Below are 14,626 nucleotides of genomic sequence, written 5' to 3' on the forward strand. Positions count from 1 at the left end.
TCTGCGCACGCCTCGGCCCCGCCGAAGTCGCCCCAACCTCGACGGCTCTCCAGGGCGTTCAATAGGCGACGAGAGGCGGGGCTGATGGACGAGGCGGAGTTCACCGAGTGGGCGAGCGGGGCCGAACGCGGTCTGCTGCGCTCGGCCTGGCTGCTCACCGGCGACCTGCACCGTAGCCAGGACCTGGTGCAGGAGGCGCTGGTGAAGGTCGCGCTGCGGTGGCGCCGGCTTCGTGAGGGCAACCCGACGGCGTACGCCCGCACCATCGTCTTCCGCGACGCCGCGACCTGGTGGCGAAGGCGGCGCGAGCACCCGGTCGCGGAGCCGCCCCAGCCGGGCTCGGTCTCGAACGATCTCGAGACCTCGCTCGTGGTGATGCGGGCATTGCAGCGGCTGACGACGGCGCAGCGGGCAGTCCTGGTGCTCCGGCACTTCAACGACCTCTCGGAGCGCGAGACCGCCGCGGTGCTGGGCGTCTCCGTCGGCACCGTGAAGAGCCAGAACGCGGCTGCCCTGGCTCGTCTGCGTACCGGAGCTCCCGAACTCCTCGACCTGATCGGCAGGACGTCATGACCCAGGACCTCGCTGAGCTCCTCGAACGCGCTAGTCGGCAGGTGGAGCCGGCCGCCGGGCCGACACGCGGTGCTGGCGCCGCCTGGCGCTCCGCTGCCCGGATGCGTAGCCGGCGTCGTGCGGTCGGCGGCACCGTCGCTGCCGTGCTCCTGGTCGTAGGTGCCGTGACCGCGCTGCAGGAGCGGAGCGGCGACGGCGCGAGCGACCCGGTCGGACCGCCCACCACTGCACCGGTCGAGACGTTCGACCCCGAGGCGCAGCCGCTCTGGGAGCCCCGAGACCTGGCTGACCGGCCGCGGCGCGAGAGTGTGCTCCCCGCACGACTCGCCCCACCGCGCACGATGCCGTCACTCTCCGAGGCCCCGCTGACCCGGGCCGTGCTGGCCTGGACCGAGCAGGGACAGGACATTCGCCTGCTCGACGACACCGGCGACTGGCGAACCGTCCCGGAGACAGCCGGGCTGGTGCACGGCACTCTGCACGATCTCGTCCGGCCCGCCCTCGCCTACGACGGCACGATGCTGGCGATGGCCGGCAACGACGGGATCACGGTCGTCGATGTGCGCACCGGCGACCGGCGACTCGTCGTCTGGCCCGGACCCCTCGCCAAGCCGTCGGACACGGCCCCTCGGCTGTGGTGGACGCCCGAGCAGGACGGGTGGCTGGTCGGGCACTGGAGGACCACGTGGGTCGTCCGACTCGACGGCAGCGCGGAGAAGCTGCCCGGTGGTGGTCCCTACGGCACGGGGCTGAGCGTGGATCCGGCCGGCGAGGTGCTCAGCGTCAGCTGGCGGGACCGGACGCTGACCCGGTGGCGTGCCGGTGAGCGGACTGCCGAGATCGACTTCCCCCATCAGGGCGAGCGGTACGCCGCCGGGCACGGCCTGGTCGCCTTCACCTCCGGCTCCCTCACACCGCGGTGGAAGGGGCCCGCGCTCTCGGGGCCGGTGGTGGCCGACGCCGCCACCGGGGAGCTGCTCGGCTACGCACCGATCAAGGACAACCCGGCCTACTACAGCGACAACGGCATGCTGAGCGCGCGCGGCTTCCTCGACGAGCGGACCGTGCTGCTCTGCGTGACGCCGAAGGACCCCCAGGGCTGGTACGGCGAGACCACCTACCTGGTGACCTGGGAGTTCGCCACCGGACGGTTCACTCGGATCAGCGCCGGCGGCCTGGAGCTCCAGGACGCATCGATCGCACCGGGACTGGTCGTAGACCCCTCGTAGACTCGGGCCGTGGACTTCCTCTCCTCCTACGCCCACGGATTCGCCCGCATCGCAGCCTGCACGGTGCCGGTGGCGTTGGCCGACCCGGCCACGAACGCCGCAACGATGCTCACCGTGGCCCGGCAGTGCGACGCCGACGGCGTGGCGATCGCCGTCTTCCCCGAGCTCGGCCTGTCTGGCTACTCCGTCGACGACCTGCACCTGCAGGACACGCTGCTGGAGGCCGTGGAGGAGGCGGTCGCGACCCTGGCCGAAGCGAGCGCGGACCTGCTTCCGGTGCTGGTCGTGGGAGCCCCGCTGCGGCACGGCAGCCGCGTGGTCAACGCCGCCGTCGTGATCCACCGCGGGCGGGTGCTGGGGGTCGCGCCCAAGTCCTACCTGCCGACGTACCGGGAGTTCTACGAGCGCCGGCTCTTCGCGCCCGGCGACGACCGCCGTGGCGCGACGATCCGACTCGGCGGTGAGGACGTCCCCTTCGGACCCGAGCTGATCTTCGCCGCGGATGACCTGCGCGGCCTGACGTTCCACGTCGAGGTCTGCGAGGACATGTGGGTCCCGGTGCCGCCGAGTGCTGAGGCGGCGCTGGCCGGGGCCCAGGTGCTGATCAACCTCTCCGGCTCGCCGATCACGGTCGCCCGGGCCGAGGACCGGCGGCTGCTGGTGCGCTCCGCGAGCGCCCGCTGCAACGCCGCGTACGTGTATGCCGCGGCCGGCCAGGGAGAGTCGACCACCGACCTGTCGTGGGACGGCCAGACGATGGTCTACGAGCTCGGCGACCTGCTGGGGGAGTCCGAGCGGTTCCCCGACGGTGCCCGCCGGACCGTCGTCGACGTCGACCTCGACCGGATCCGGCAGGAGCGGATGCGGCAGGGCACGTTCGATGACAACCGGCGCACGCACGCCGCGCGGACGGAGGACTTCCGCACGATCACGTTCGCCCTGCGTCCACCAGCCGGCGACATCGGCCTGCGCCGCAAGGTCGACCGGTTCCCGTTCGTCCCCGACGACCCGGCTCGCCTGGCCCAGGACTGCTACGAGGCCTACAACATCCAGGTCTCCGGCCTCGAGCAGCGGCTGCACGCGATCGGGCACCCCAAGGTCGTGCTCGGTGTCTCGGGCGGCCTCGACTCCACCCACGCGCTGATCGTCGCCGCGAAGGCGATGGACCGGCTCGGCCGCCCCCGGACCGACATCCACGCCTTCACGCTGCCCGGCTTCGCGACCGGCGACCGCACCAAGTCGTACGCCACCCGCCTCGCGACCTCCCTCGGCGTCACCTTCGAGGAGCTCGACATCCGGCCGGCCGCCGAGCAGATGCTCGCCGGCCTGGAGCACCCCTACGCCTCCGGCGAGCCCGTGTACGACGTCACCTTCGAGAACGTGCAGGCCGGGCTGCGTACCGACTACCTCTTCCGCCTGGCCAACCACCGGGGTGGCATCGTGCTCGGCACCGGGGACCTCTCGGAGCTGGCGCTGGGCTGGTGCACCTACGGCGTGGGCGACCAGATGTCGCACTACAACGTCAACGGCGGTGTGCCGAAGACCCTCATCCAGCACTTGATCCGCTGGGTGATCGACTCCGGACAGTTCGGCGCGGAGGAGCACGGTGCCGAGATCGACGCGGTGCTCGGCGAGATCCTGGCCCAGGAGATCACCCCGGAGCTGATCCCCGACACCGAGGGGGAGAAGCCTCAGGCCACCGAGGACTCGGTCGGGCCCTACGCGTTGCAGGACTTCACGCTGTGGCACGTGCTGCGACACGGCGAGCGCCCCTCGCGGATCGCCTTCCTCGCCTGGCACGCCTGGCGCGATGCGGCCGTCGGCGAGTGGCCGGTCGGGCTGCCCGCTGACAAGCAGGTCGCCTACGACCTGCCGACGGTGCGGCGCTGGCTCGAGGTGTTCATCCGGCGCTTCTTCGCCAGCCAGTTCAAGCGTTCGGCGCTGCCCAACGGCCCGAAGGTCAGCCCCGGCGGGACGATGTCGCCACGCGGCGACTGGAGGATGCCCTCGGACGCCTCACCGGCGGCCTGGCTGGCTGACCTGGAGCGCGTGCCCGTCGTGGAGTGACCCGGCTCTCTTTGCCTCTCCTTAGCACTTCTCTGGTTCGCGGTTAGCGCCCCGCGCGGCAGTCTCCTCATCGACAGCAGACGAGGATGCAGAGGAGACGAGCGTGAAGAAGCGGACCCTGACCATCGGCGCCGCGGCCGTGGTGGCCGTCGCCGTGGTCGGCGGTGGGACCTGGTGGGCCCTGGCCAACGGCGACCGGGAGGTGACGACGCACGGCAACTGTGCCACCGCCAGCTACGAGTTCGAGACCGACGAAGAGGACGGCGACCGGCTCGAGGTCACCTTCGAGCTGTTGACGGCATCCGCCGGTGAGGAGTGGAACGTCTCCCTCTCGCAGGACGGCACCGTGCTCTTCGACGGCGTGCGCACCTCCGACGCCGAGGCGGAGATCGACCTCGACGTCCAGGCCGCGGCCCGCGACGGCGACACCCGGTTCGTCGCCGAGTTCGCGCCGGTCGGAAGTGACCGCGAGCCGTGCCGCGCCGAGCTCACGCACTGAGGCTGCACCCGCACCTCCCCTGAGACCCGGCCACCAGATGGCCGCCTACACCCCACACCCGAGGAGAAACCGATGAACATCAAGCCCCGCATCGCCACGGCCACTGCCGCCCTGCTCGCTGCGCCCGTGGTCGCGCTGGCCACTGCCCCCGCCGCACACGCCGACGTCGACCGGCACGGCACCTGGGCGGGCTCCGTCTACGAGTTCAGCGTCGACCGCGAGGGCAACGGCTTCGAGGTCTCGGTCGACGTCGACCGCGCCAGCTCCGGCAGCCGATGGAAGATCACCCTCTGGCACGACGGTCAGCGGGTGCTGCGCACCACGCGGACCGCTGACTACGAGGGCGACGTCGAGGTCGAGACCTGGCGCCGCAACACCACCGGCTCGGACACCTTCAAGGTGAAGATCAAGAAGGTCGGCACCCGCGGCGCGGCGAAGAGCACCATCACGCTCCGCTGACGGCGAGCACTCCACCAGGGTGGGGCTGGGGTCACTCCGGTGACCCGAGCCCCACCCTGACGCGTGCGCCGCCGGTGCCGGACCGCTCGATCTCCAACCCGCCGCCGGAGGCGAGGGCGGTCCGTCGGGCGATCGACAGGCCGAGCCCGGTGGAACCGGCGCCGCTGCTGCCCCGGGCCGCGACGTCGAGTCCCGGGGGCATGCCGGGGCCGTCGTCCTCGACGACCAGCTCGAGTCCGCCGCCGGCCCGCGGGGTGATGAGCACCCGCAGCGCGGTCCCCTCCGGCGTGTGCGTGAACGCGTTGTCCAAGAGCACGTCGAGCATCGCGCACAGATCCTCGGACGCCGCGCGAACCGGGATCGGATGGTCGGGAGCGGTGATCGTGAAGGGGCGTTCCTGGTCCTGCGCGAGCGGCTCCCAGAAGCGGCTGCGCTCGACCAGCGTGGCGACGCCATCGGCGTGGGCGACCAGGCCCTCTCGTTGCCCGCGCCGTGCCTCGCGCACCACGTCGTCGACCATCGCCTGCAGACGGTCGACGTCGTCGTGCAGGCGCGCCTTCGCCTCCGGGTCGTCGAGATGGTCGATCCCCAGGCGCAGCGCGGTGACCGGCGTGCGCAGTCGATGCGAGAGGTCGGCCACGCTCTCGCGCTCGCGCTCCAGCAGCGCCTCGATCCGGACCACCAGGCGGTCGAGTGCCGCGGCGAGGTCCTGCACCTCGGGAGGGCCCTCTGCGGGCAGTGGGACGCTGGGGGCCGTCGTACCGATGTGCTGGGCGCGGGCGGCCAGGGAGCGGATCGGTTCGACGAAGGAGCGTCCCAGCCGATCGGCCAGGAAGAGTGCAGCGGCGAAGACGATCAGGCCGAGCAGGGCGAGCACGAGCCAAGCCCGGTGCACCGGGCTGGGGAACGCCGCTTCGCGTACCTCGACCCGGATCACCGGAGTCTCCTCGGCGCGTGCGCCGACTCCACCGAGGGAGACGGGCACCAGGAACTGGGCACCGCCGTCGAGGTCGTCGATCCGGGCCTGTCCGGTACGCCGCGCCTGCCGGACGCGCGCGTCCTCGGGGGTGTCGTTGGGGCCGACGACCAGGCCGTCGGGGTGCTGCGTCGACGGTGGGTAGTAGACCGTGGTGACGATGCCCTGGTCGGCGCGGTTGATGCTGTCGAGATAGCGAGCGACCGCACCGAGGTCCTCGGACTGGCTGGAGACCACCGTCTCCGTCGCCTGGACCTCGAGCGCGGCCCGGGAGAGCCGGTCCTCGAGCGCGTAGCTGCGGAGCAGCACGGCCATCGGCACCAGGAGGGCGAGCAGCACCATCGCTACCGTGGCACCGGTGGTGAGCATCAGACTGCGGCGCACAGTCAGGTCTCCTCAGCCGGTGGGGCGAGCCGGACGCCGACCCCGCGCACGGTGGTCAGGTAGCGTGGAGCCTGGGCGGTCTCGCCGAGCTTGCGCCGCAGCCAGGAGAGGTGCACGTCGACGGTCTTGTCGCTGCCACCCCATGGCTGCTGCCAGACATGGGTGAGCAGCTCCTTCTTCGTGACCACCTCGCCTGCGTGCTCGGCGAGATGCAGGAGCAGATCGAACTCGCGGGGGCTGAGATCCAGATCCGCGCCGTCGAGCCGGGCCTGCCGTGCCCGGCCGTCGACCGAGAGACCGCCGATGCGGAGCGGCTCCCGCTCCCCGCGCTCGCTCCGTGTCCGGCGCAGTACGGCGCGGATCCGGGCGTCGAGCTGGGCTGCGGTGTAGGGCTTGACCACGTAGTCGTCCGCCCCGGCGTCGAGGGCGGCGACCAGCGAGGGATCGTCGTCGCGCGCGGTGGTGATGATGACCGGGGTGTCGATGACCGCGCGGAGCATCGCCAGCACCTGTGTCCCGTCGATGTCGGGCAGGCCCAGATCGAGGATGACCAAGTCCGGTCGCGTGTCGATCGCGTTCTGCAGACCAGCCAACCCGGCTCCTGCGGAGTCCACCGCATGCCCTGCCTCCCGCAGAGAGCGGATCAGCAGTGTCCGGATGCGTTCGTCGTCCTCGATCACCAACAGGTGTGCCACGGCTGAACGCTAGCCGGTCGACGCGCTACGCCCCGCGATCCAGGGACGGAGTTATCCGACTCTTAGCGTGGCCATAGTGCGAGCGCCATGTCGGAGCACCGACAATGGCGTGGTGCGGAAGAAGTGGGCGTGGGCGCTGGCCTGGCTGGCCGGTGTGCTGGTGCTGGTCACGGTGGGTGTCGTCACCGTCTCCAACGTCGGCGCCTCCATCCGTGGACGTGGTCCGCTGGGCAATGAGGTGATCCGCAACGCGGAGCTCGCTGACGGCTCCCTCCGCCCCTCCGACCTCCCCACGGGCGTGGCGCGGGTGCAGAAGGAGATCGCCGAGGAGTTCGGCACCTTCGTCGTCGCCTGCGAAGGGGTCTATGCCTTCGGAGTGGAGGCACGGCCGGACACCGCCGCGGGGTGGCGGGTGGTCAGCTTCGAGCCCGGCCCGGACGACGATGTGGACGCCGTCTTCAGCAACGGCGCACGCTCGATCGAGATCGAGGTGTTCTGCAACCGCGGCAAGCCGACGATCTCCGACCTCGAGTTCAACGAGCTGCTGGAGGACTAGGACACGCCCCAGTCGGGCCGCGAGGGTCCAGACGGCCCGGTACCCGTCCGCCTACTCCCGGGAGAACATGTCCTGGGCGGATCCGGCGGCGTTGCTCACCGCCTTGGCGGCCTTGCGGCTGGCGCGCTTGGCGCCGTTGGCGAAGCCCTGCCAGGCCAACGTGGTGCCGGCGCCCACCAGCCACACGTCTTTCGCGATGGCCGTGCCGTCCTGGGTGGGGCGGATGCTGCCCGGCTGTCGCAGGCCCGGAACCCGGGCGTAGAGGCCCAGCAGGCCCACGCCGAAGCCGGCGAGCGCCGTACCGGCGAGTGCCGAAGGCACCTTGGGCATGAGCAGTGCTGCTCCGAGGGCGACCTCGGCGCCGCCGAGCAGCTGGGCGAACTTCGTCGGAGGTACGGCGGAGAGCGCCGGGTAGGCGGTCGTCGCGAAGCCGTGCAGGTGCGTCGACGTCTCGGCGTCGGCACCCAGCTTGGTGAGTCCGGAGTTCAGGATGAAGGCGCCGGTCGCGACGCGCAGGGGGGCATGGGTGAGGTTCATGCACTCCACGGTAGGAGCAGGCACCACATCCGGCGGGTTGGTGACCGGCGCTGTTGTGGTTGTCTGTCGCCATGAACCGCGCTCAGCCCCCGCCGCTGCGGCGTCACCAGGCGGAGGCCGTGGCCGCACTGGAGGAGGCCTGGGCGGAGGGGCGGACCCGAAGCTGGGTGGTGCTGCCGCCCGGCGCGGGCAAGACCCGGGTCGGGCTGGAGGCGGTGTTGCGTGTCCCCGGAGCCGAGCGCGCCGTCGTCTTCGGTCCCAACACCGCGATCCAGGCACAGTGGGAGCTGCAGGCGATGCGGCTGGGCATCTGGGCGGGCAGCGAGCGCGACCTCAGCAACCGTCTGACGGCGCTCACCTATCAGAGCCTGGCCGTCTTCGACGCCGATGCGGAGGTCGACGACGAGGGGGAGGAGACCTCGCTGCTCGCCCGACTGCACGACAACGGGCGCGAGCTGGTGGCGACGCTTCGCGATGCCGGGCCCATCCTGGTGGTGCTCGACGAGTGCCACCACCTGCTCGAGGTGTGGGGTCGACTGCTGCAGGAGCTTCTCGACGAGCTCCCGCAGGCATCGGTGTTGGGACTCACGGCGACGCCGCCGGACGCGCTGAGCGCGGAGCAGGCGCTGCTCGTGCACACACTCTTCGGTGAGAGCGTCTACGCGACCTCGATCCCCGCGGTCGTCCGGGAGGGAGATCTGGCGCCGTTCGCGGAGATGGTCTGGCTCACCGAGCCCACCGAGACCGAGCGGGAGTGGTTGCGGGCCGAGGGAGCGCGCTTCACCGAGCTGGTCACGCAGCTGACGGACCCGACCTTCGGCAGCACCGCGTTCCTGAGCTGGCTGGACCTGAGGTTCCTCTCTGCGGAGATGCCGTTCGCGCAGTTGCGGCGGCGGCACCCGGAGCTGTGCGACGCCGCGCTACGGATGCACCACCACGGCCTCCTCGCGCTACCGGAGGGCGCGCGCCTGGGCGAGCAGCACCAGCAGCCGCCCACGCCGGACGACTGGGTGCTCCTCATCGAGGACTGGGTGGAGCGTGCCCTGTCGCAGGAGCAGGACGACAAGGTGCGCGACGCCGTACGCCGAGCACTTCCCTCAGTCGGCTATCAGCTGACCCGGCGAGGCATCCGTCGCGGACGGACGCCGGTGGACCGGGTGCTTGCGCGATCGGCAGCGAAGACCAGCGCGGCGGTCGAGATCGCCGGCCACGAGTACGCGGCGCTGGGGGAGCGGATGCGCACCTTGGTGCTCTGCGACCACGAGCGGGCGAGCGCGGTGCTGCCGGTCGACCTCCAAGGGGTCCTCGACCAGCAGTCCGGCTCGGCATACGCCGTGCTGGCGGGTCTGGTCGCCGATCCGACGACGGCGCCGCTGGGACCGCTGATGGTCACCGGCAGGACGGTGGCGGGCGCGCCGGCAACGCTGGTCGCGTTACGTGATCATGTGGCCCACGCCGGGCTGAGCCGTGCGGCGGAGCTGGTCGTGCAGGAGCAACCAGACGGCTTGGCGACACTGGTCGGGCCATGGTCGAGCCGCTCCTGGGTGCGGCACGTGACCAGCTTCTTCCAGGCCGGGCACTGCCAGGTGTTGGTCGGCACCCGAGCGCTGCTCGGAGAGGGCTGGGACGCGCACCGGATCACCGGGCTGATCGACCTGACAGCGGTCACCACCACGACGGCGGTGGTGCAGACCCGTGGGCGAGCGCTGCGGGTCGACGCCGACTGGCCGGAGAAGGTGGCGCTCAACTGGTCGGTCGTGTGTGTGGCCGAAGAGCACCCGAAAGGGCGCAACGATTGGGAGCGGCTGGTGCGCAAGCACCACGGCTTCCTGGCTGTCGACGGCGAGGGCGACATCGTCGACGGCGTCGCGCACATCGATGCGGCTCTCTCGCCGTTCGCTCCGCCCGCGGCCGCGGAGTTCGGCGGGATCAACGCCCGGATGCTGGTCCGTGCCCAGGACAGGAGGGCGATCCGGGAGCGCTGGAAGGTGGGTGAGGAGTACGCGGACACGCATGGCCGGACGCTCCGGATCCGAGCTTCGCGGACGGCGTTGGGACCGGCCGACGCCCCGTCGCCGGTGGTGGCGGGCCCAGAGACACTCGAACTGCGTCCGGGAACGCCGAGTCGGCCCCGCCCAGGCGCTGCGATGGCGGTGGGAGCGGTGGCGGCACTCGTGTTGGTCGTCGGCGTCGTCGCCGCGGCACCTTGGGCGCTCGTCGTCGGCGTCGCGCTTGCCGGGCTCGGGGCGTGGGGTGCTCGACGGACGGCCGAGAAGCACCGCCGGCTCCTGCTGGAGCTGGCCGCTCAGCCGCCGGGCATCGGACAGCTCGCGCGCGCCGTGGCCGACGGGCTCCGGCACTCGGGCCTGCTTCCGGCCGGCGCGGACGGGGTTCGGGTCGACATCGACCATGACGGCCGTTACCGGTGCCACCTCGACGGCGTCACGGAGGCGGAGTCAGCGCTCTTCGCGACGTCGCTCGAGGAGCTGCTCGAGTCCGTCGCCGATCCGCGCTACCTGATCAGTCGCTGGAGGGTGGCAGCTGTCCAGCCCCGTCCTCGCGTCGGCCCACACCGGCGGCGGGTGCTCGCCACCGAGGAGGTCTGGTACCCCGTGCCCGCAGCCCTGGGCCGCAAGGCTCAGTACGCCGACACCTTCCGATGGGCCTGGAACCGCTGGGTGGGGGAGGGGCGCGCGCTCTACACGCGTTCGCCCGACGGTGCTGGCATCCTCGCCGCGGTCCGCGGCTCCGATCCTTTCCGGGCCACCCTGGTGCTGCGCCGTCACTGGTCCTGACCGGTTCACCCGTTCGACGGAACGCCGGAGCGGATCTTTCGTAGGGTCCGGGCATGAGTACGCCGCCTCCCGGGTGGTACCGGATCCCCGGAACGAACGAAGAGGGCTACTGGGACGGTCATGTCTGGACGCCGGACCGTCGTGCCGCAGCTCCCATGCCGGGCTTCGCTGCGCCCCTGCCCGCAGCCCAACGGCCCCGGTCGCACTCGCCCGTCATGGCATGGATCCGGCGACACAAGGTGGTGACGGGCCTCGTCGCGGTATTGACGGTCGGCTCCTGCGGGGCGCTGCTCGACTCGGCGGAGGACGCGCCGGCACGCGGCGTGGTCGCCCCGGAGACACGGGCGCCGGCTGAAGCGCCCGCGCCGGCTCCCGCCGAGACGCCGGAGCCGGAGCCGACCCCGGAGGAGGTCTGGCGAGCGGCCCTGGAGTCCGACGAGAAGGCGATCATCGGGTCGCTCGCGACCACGTTGGGTGCCCGCCGCTCCGTTGTTCGTGAGCACGTCGCCGACGTGGTGGGTGCGTGCGGTCTCGCTGCACAAGGCAAGCCGCTCAAGGTACGCACAGCGCGCTTCGCGCGGGCGCTGGGCGGCGCGGCGGCGGGTGCGACGCAGGACCAGACCATCGCCGCGGTCGAGGTCGTGCTGACCGGACTCTGCCCGGAGACGACGGAACTGCACGCGGAGCAGGTGGAGGCGCGACGGGTGGCGATCCGCCAGGCCCAGGAGCGGGCACGGAAGCCGCGCCTGCGTGAAGAGCGCGCACGCGCACGCGAGCAGGCACGGCTGGAGCGCGAGCGGGAGGCGCGCCTGCAGGAAGAACGCCAGGCTGCGCTCCACGTCTACTTCGAGAACTGCACCGCGGCTCGCGCGGCGGGTGCGGCCCCGGTGCGGCGGGGAGATCCCGGCTACGGCTCCCACCTGGACCGGGACGGGGACGGGATCGGCTGCGAATAGGCGCTGGTACGTCACCGGCTGGGTACCGAGGGCCATGCCTCTCCTCTCGTCGCTCTTCGGTCGTGACCGCGATGCGCTGGCGCGCTATGTGCGGACCCATCTGGCCGGCTCGAACGCCGGCGTCCGGCTCTTTGCACACAGTGGCCGCCGTCAGCAGGATCCGGAGATCGGTGACGTCGTGCGAGAGATCGGGGAACAGCTGGTCGAGGAGCGGGACTATCTGCAGCACCTCGCTGATCGGTTGGGTCCGGGGGAGAACGTGGTGCTCTCCACCGTCGCCTCGCTGGGAGAGAAGGCGAGTCGACTCAAGCCACACGGGAGCCTCGGCGGGCGGACCGTGGTCACGGATCTGACCGACCTGGAGACGATGCGGATCGCGCTCTCCGGCAAGCTCGCTGGATGGGACGCGTTGCTTGCCGTTGCCGACGACCACGAGGAGCTCGACCGGGCCGTGCTGGAGCGCTATCGGGACCAGGCCGTGCTGCAGCGTCAGCGGATCGCGGACGCTCATCGGCTGCTGGCTCGTCGTGCGCTGCGCCCGTGAGCGCCAGGTAGCCGCGTCGGCCGGCTACTTCTCGTCGTGCTCGTCGAGGCTGAGCTCACGGGCCGCGCGGAGCGCGTGGTCGAGCGCGTCCGCGTCGCCGGAGGGGGCCAGCTGCAAGGTGGTGCTCTCGAGTTCGCGAACGCTCGCTGCCTCCACCTGCCGCTCGGCAGCCGCCAGCGCTACCGCCTTGGCCGCACTGCGGTAGATCCACTCGCGGGAGGCGGTGTGCACGTCGGTCTCCTGGCCCGGACGGGTTCCGACCTCGGCCAGGGCCAGGATCAGCGACTCCATACGCGGCTCGTTGGCACCGAGCGCCGCTCGCGCCTGCGCAGCGTGGTCGATCGCCTCCACCTCCGCGCGCGCAGCCATCCAGTCACGCCAGGCGTCCGCCAGTCCACCGCGCAGGGTCACCTGGCGTCGCCTCCCGAGCACGACGATCCGCCGGCCCGCCCCTGCGGCGCCGACCAGCGTGGGCGCCAGCAGGACGAGGATCGCGGCCTGCAGCGCCGTCGGATCGACCACCAGGCCGAGGACGACGAGTACCGGCGCGAGCAGCAGCAGTACCGCCATCAGCAGTGCGGCGCGGCGCTGCTGCCGGGTGAGGTCGTCGTACCGCTCGGGGGAGATCAGCGGGTGGGGCAGCGGTGTCGCGCCGGTGGTCGAGCGCCGATAACGCAGGAGGGCTGCCTCCTCGGGGTCGAGCGCCGCATCGGAGCCGGCGCGCAGTGCCTCGGACTCCCGGGTCCAGCGCTCCAGCCGTTGCTCGAACGCGCCGGCGCCCGGGGCGGGGTCGGGTGAGGTCGGCACGCGCCTAGTTTAGGCGTTGCACCCGCTGCCGATGGTTGCCGGAGTTGTCGCCCTTGATCCGGGTGCGCTTGGTGCCTCGGACCTCGTCCACCTTGACGTCCTGACCTGTCACCGGCCGCGACTCGATCCGGGTCTCCTTCTCGAAGCTGTGCGACTTGTCGGTGTTGCGGTAGTAGCGGAACAGCCCCCAGTAGACGCCGGCCGCACCGGCCGGGCCGAGCAGCAGCAGAGCCCACGACGAGTCGGACTCCGAGGAGGATTCCGCGGCGATGGTGATCGCCTGCACGAGGATGCTCATGAGGTCGCCGCCAGGATGGCGATCGCGACCGCCTCGAGGGCCGTGCCGGCCGTCAGCGCGGCAGCGAGCAGGCGCGCGTGCGAGACCGCCACGCTGCCCATCGTCTCGCCGGTCCGGCCGTTGACGGCGATGTAGTGGACCATCGGCTTGTCGCCTTGCTCGTAGTAGGAGTAGAGCCACACCGGGAGATACATGGAGACCCACCGGGTGCCGTGCACGGCGAGTCGCTCGGCCTCCCAGCGGACGCCGCGGTCGTAGCCCTTGATCGACGCCCTGACCTCGGAGCGGCCGATGGAGAGCAGTTGGTGCTCCAGCACCGGCTGCATCGCGGAGACGTCCTGGTCGCGGCGCTCGGAGGTGTAGCCGACCAGGTAGTTGGCGTTCCACTGCACCGCGTTCTCGGTGTCGAACGGCAGGATCGTGTTGATCACGTTGTTGGTGTTGACGAACGCGTTCATGTTGGCGCGCTCCGAGGAGGACTCCAGGGTCAGATCGTCGACCGTGAAGTCGACGTGACGGTCGACCCGGTAGATGTCCGCGTCGTAGACGGTCTCCTTGTTGTCACCGGTGCCGCGCGTGTAGCGGCGCGTCTGGACCTCGCCGTGTCCGTGCACGTCGGCGCTCACGTTGCCGTCGACCACCATGTAGGGCAGGTAGACGCCGACCACGTTCTCGGGCGTGAACTCCTTGAGGAAGCCCCGGTGCGCGAACATCCTCCGCTTCCCGGCGAAGGCACGCACGTGCTCCACGGCCTGGTCGCGGGTGATCTTGAAGGGCAGTACGGCGTCGGGGACGGCCCCGTTCGGCACCTGCTGGTTGACGGCGAGCACGTGGCGGCACCAGTGGCATCGGGAGGAGGTCGCCTCCGCGGTGTTGACCACGACCTCGGCCCCGCATCCCGAGCACTTCATCGTCAGCATCCCGGCGTCGGCGTCGATGTCGCCGGCACCGGAGGCGATGGTGGTGCCCTGCAGGTCGCCGATGGCGACCTCACCGGTCACGATGGGATCGATCTGTGCTTCGGACCACTCGTGACGGCAGAAGAGGCAGATCAGCATGCCGGTCGAGACCCGGAGCTGGATCTCGGTCGAGCCACACTTCGGACAGCGGTTGACGCCGTCGGAGAGCCGCTCGTTCCCGGTCGCGATCACCGGATCGGCGACGACGTCGACGGCAGGATCGACCGGGGGCGGGCCCGCCTGCGGGGTGGCCTCGGGCGGGGGAGGTGAGGTCTCGCTCATCGTCGTGTCG

15 protein-coding genes are annotated in these 14,626 nt (G+C 71.4%); 9 read left to right on the forward strand and 6 right to left on the reverse strand.

Annotated features, from left to right (window positions below):
- Positions 1 to 84 precede the first annotated feature (84 nt).
- The 5 genes from DNK54_RS01925 to DNK54_RS01945 all read left to right on the forward strand — a co-directional run bounded on the left by DNK54_RS01925 (position 85) and on the right by DNK54_RS01945 (position 4,827).
- Entirely contained in the window at positions 85 to 573 is a 489-nt protein-coding gene (locus tag DNK54_RS01925) for a SigE family RNA polymerase sigma factor (RefSeq protein WP_110205252.1), read from the forward strand.
- Complete coding sequence (locus DNK54_RS01930) at positions 570 to 1,802, forward strand: NHL repeat-containing protein (RefSeq protein ID WP_110205253.1); 1,233 nt, start codon at positions 570 to 572, stop codon at positions 1,800 to 1,802. The genes DNK54_RS01925 and DNK54_RS01930 overlap by 4 nt, the downstream gene beginning before the upstream one ends.
- A 9-nt stretch (positions 1,803 to 1,811) precedes the next feature.
- Positions 1,812 to 3,869 carry an NAD(+) synthase gene (locus tag DNK54_RS01935; RefSeq protein WP_110205254.1) on the forward strand — a complete coding sequence of 686 codons (2,058 nt, stop codon included), beginning with the start codon at positions 1,812 to 1,814 and terminating at the stop codon, positions 3,867 to 3,869.
- A gap of 103 nt (positions 3,870 to 3,972) precedes the next feature.
- A complete protein-coding gene (locus DNK54_RS21005; protein WP_162602274.1) occupies positions 3,973 to 4,368 on the forward strand; it encodes a hypothetical protein in 396 nt (131 codons plus the stop codon).
- Between the two features lie 72 nt (positions 4,369 to 4,440).
- Complete coding sequence (locus tag DNK54_RS01945) at positions 4,441 to 4,827, forward strand: hypothetical protein (protein ID WP_110205256.1); 387 nt, start codon at positions 4,441 to 4,443, stop codon at positions 4,825 to 4,827.
- Between the two features lie 31 nt (positions 4,828 to 4,858).
- On the opposite strand, the gene DNK54_RS01950 is transcribed toward DNK54_RS01945, so the two are convergent.
- Both DNK54_RS01950 and DNK54_RS01955 read right to left on the reverse strand, forming a co-directional pair.
- On the reverse strand, positions 4,859 to 6,187 hold the full coding sequence (locus DNK54_RS01950) for a sensor histidine kinase (protein ID WP_110205257.1): 1,329 nt from the start codon (positions 6,185 to 6,187) through the stop codon (positions 4,859 to 4,861).
- A 2-nt stretch (positions 6,188 to 6,189) separates the two neighbouring features.
- Positions 6,190 to 6,882: a response regulator transcription factor gene (locus tag DNK54_RS01955; protein ID WP_110205258.1), complete on the reverse strand. Its 693-nt coding sequence runs from the start codon at positions 6,880 to 6,882 to the stop codon at positions 6,190 to 6,192.
- 112 nt (positions 6,883 to 6,994) lie between these two features.
- Here DNK54_RS01955 and DNK54_RS01960 point away from each other — a divergent pair, with 112 nt between their 5' ends.
- Positions 6,995 to 7,438, forward strand: a complete 444-nt coding sequence (locus DNK54_RS01960; RefSeq protein ID WP_162602275.1) for a hypothetical protein — start codon at positions 6,995 to 6,997, stop codon at positions 7,436 to 7,438.
- A gap of 51 nt (positions 7,439 to 7,489) precedes the next feature.
- On the opposite strand, the gene DNK54_RS01965 is transcribed toward DNK54_RS01960, so the two are convergent.
- Positions 7,490 to 7,975, reverse strand: coding sequence for a hypothetical protein (locus DNK54_RS01965; RefSeq protein ID WP_110205260.1), 486 nt, complete (start codon positions 7,973 to 7,975; stop codon positions 7,490 to 7,492).
- A gap of 71 nt (positions 7,976 to 8,046) precedes the next feature.
- On the opposite strand from DNK54_RS01965, the gene DNK54_RS01970 reads away from it, so the two are divergent.
- The 3 genes from DNK54_RS01970 to DNK54_RS01980 are packed head-to-tail and all read left to right on the forward strand — an operon-like array spanning position 8,047 to position 12,270.
- Positions 8,047 to 10,770, forward strand: a complete 2,724-nt coding sequence (locus DNK54_RS01970) for a DEAD/DEAH box helicase (RefSeq protein ID WP_110205261.1) — start codon at positions 8,047 to 8,049, stop codon at positions 10,768 to 10,770.
- Positions 10,771 to 10,823: 53 nt separating this feature from the next.
- Positions 10,824 to 11,726: an excalibur calcium-binding domain-containing protein gene (locus DNK54_RS21220; RefSeq protein ID WP_239459864.1), complete on the forward strand. Its 903-nt coding sequence runs from the start codon at positions 10,824 to 10,826 to the stop codon at positions 11,724 to 11,726.
- Between the two features lie 34 nt (positions 11,727 to 11,760).
- Entirely contained in the window at positions 11,761 to 12,270 is a 510-nt protein-coding gene (locus tag DNK54_RS01980) for a hypothetical protein (protein ID WP_110205262.1), read from the forward strand.
- A gap of 24 nt (positions 12,271 to 12,294) precedes the next feature.
- Here the strand turns inward: DNK54_RS01980 and DNK54_RS01985 are convergent, their stop codons facing one another.
- From DNK54_RS01985 to DNK54_RS21010, 3 genes are read right to left on the reverse strand one after another with little or no spacing between them, the layout of a single operon-like run.
- Positions 12,295 to 13,077 carry a hypothetical protein gene (locus DNK54_RS01985; protein ID WP_110205263.1) on the reverse strand — a complete coding sequence of 261 codons (783 nt, stop codon included), beginning with the start codon at positions 13,075 to 13,077 and terminating at the stop codon, positions 12,295 to 12,297.
- A 4-nt stretch (positions 13,078 to 13,081) separates the two neighbouring features.
- Positions 13,082 to 13,375 carry a hypothetical protein gene (locus DNK54_RS01990; RefSeq protein WP_204164382.1) on the reverse strand — a complete coding sequence of 98 codons (294 nt, stop codon included), beginning with the start codon at positions 13,373 to 13,375 and terminating at the stop codon, positions 13,082 to 13,084.
- On the reverse strand, positions 13,372 to 14,616 hold the full coding sequence (locus DNK54_RS21010; protein WP_162602276.1) for a TFIIB-type zinc ribbon-containing protein: 1,245 nt from the start codon (positions 14,614 to 14,616) through the stop codon (positions 13,372 to 13,374). Before DNK54_RS21010 ends, DNK54_RS01990 begins: the two co-directional genes overlap by 4 nt.
- Positions 14,617 to 14,626 lie beyond the last annotated feature (10 nt).

This window comes from Nocardioides daejeonensis (assembly GCF_003194585.1).
GTDB classification, from domain to species: Bacteria; Actinomycetota; Actinomycetes; order Propionibacteriales; family Nocardioidaceae; genus Nocardioides; species Nocardioides daejeonensis.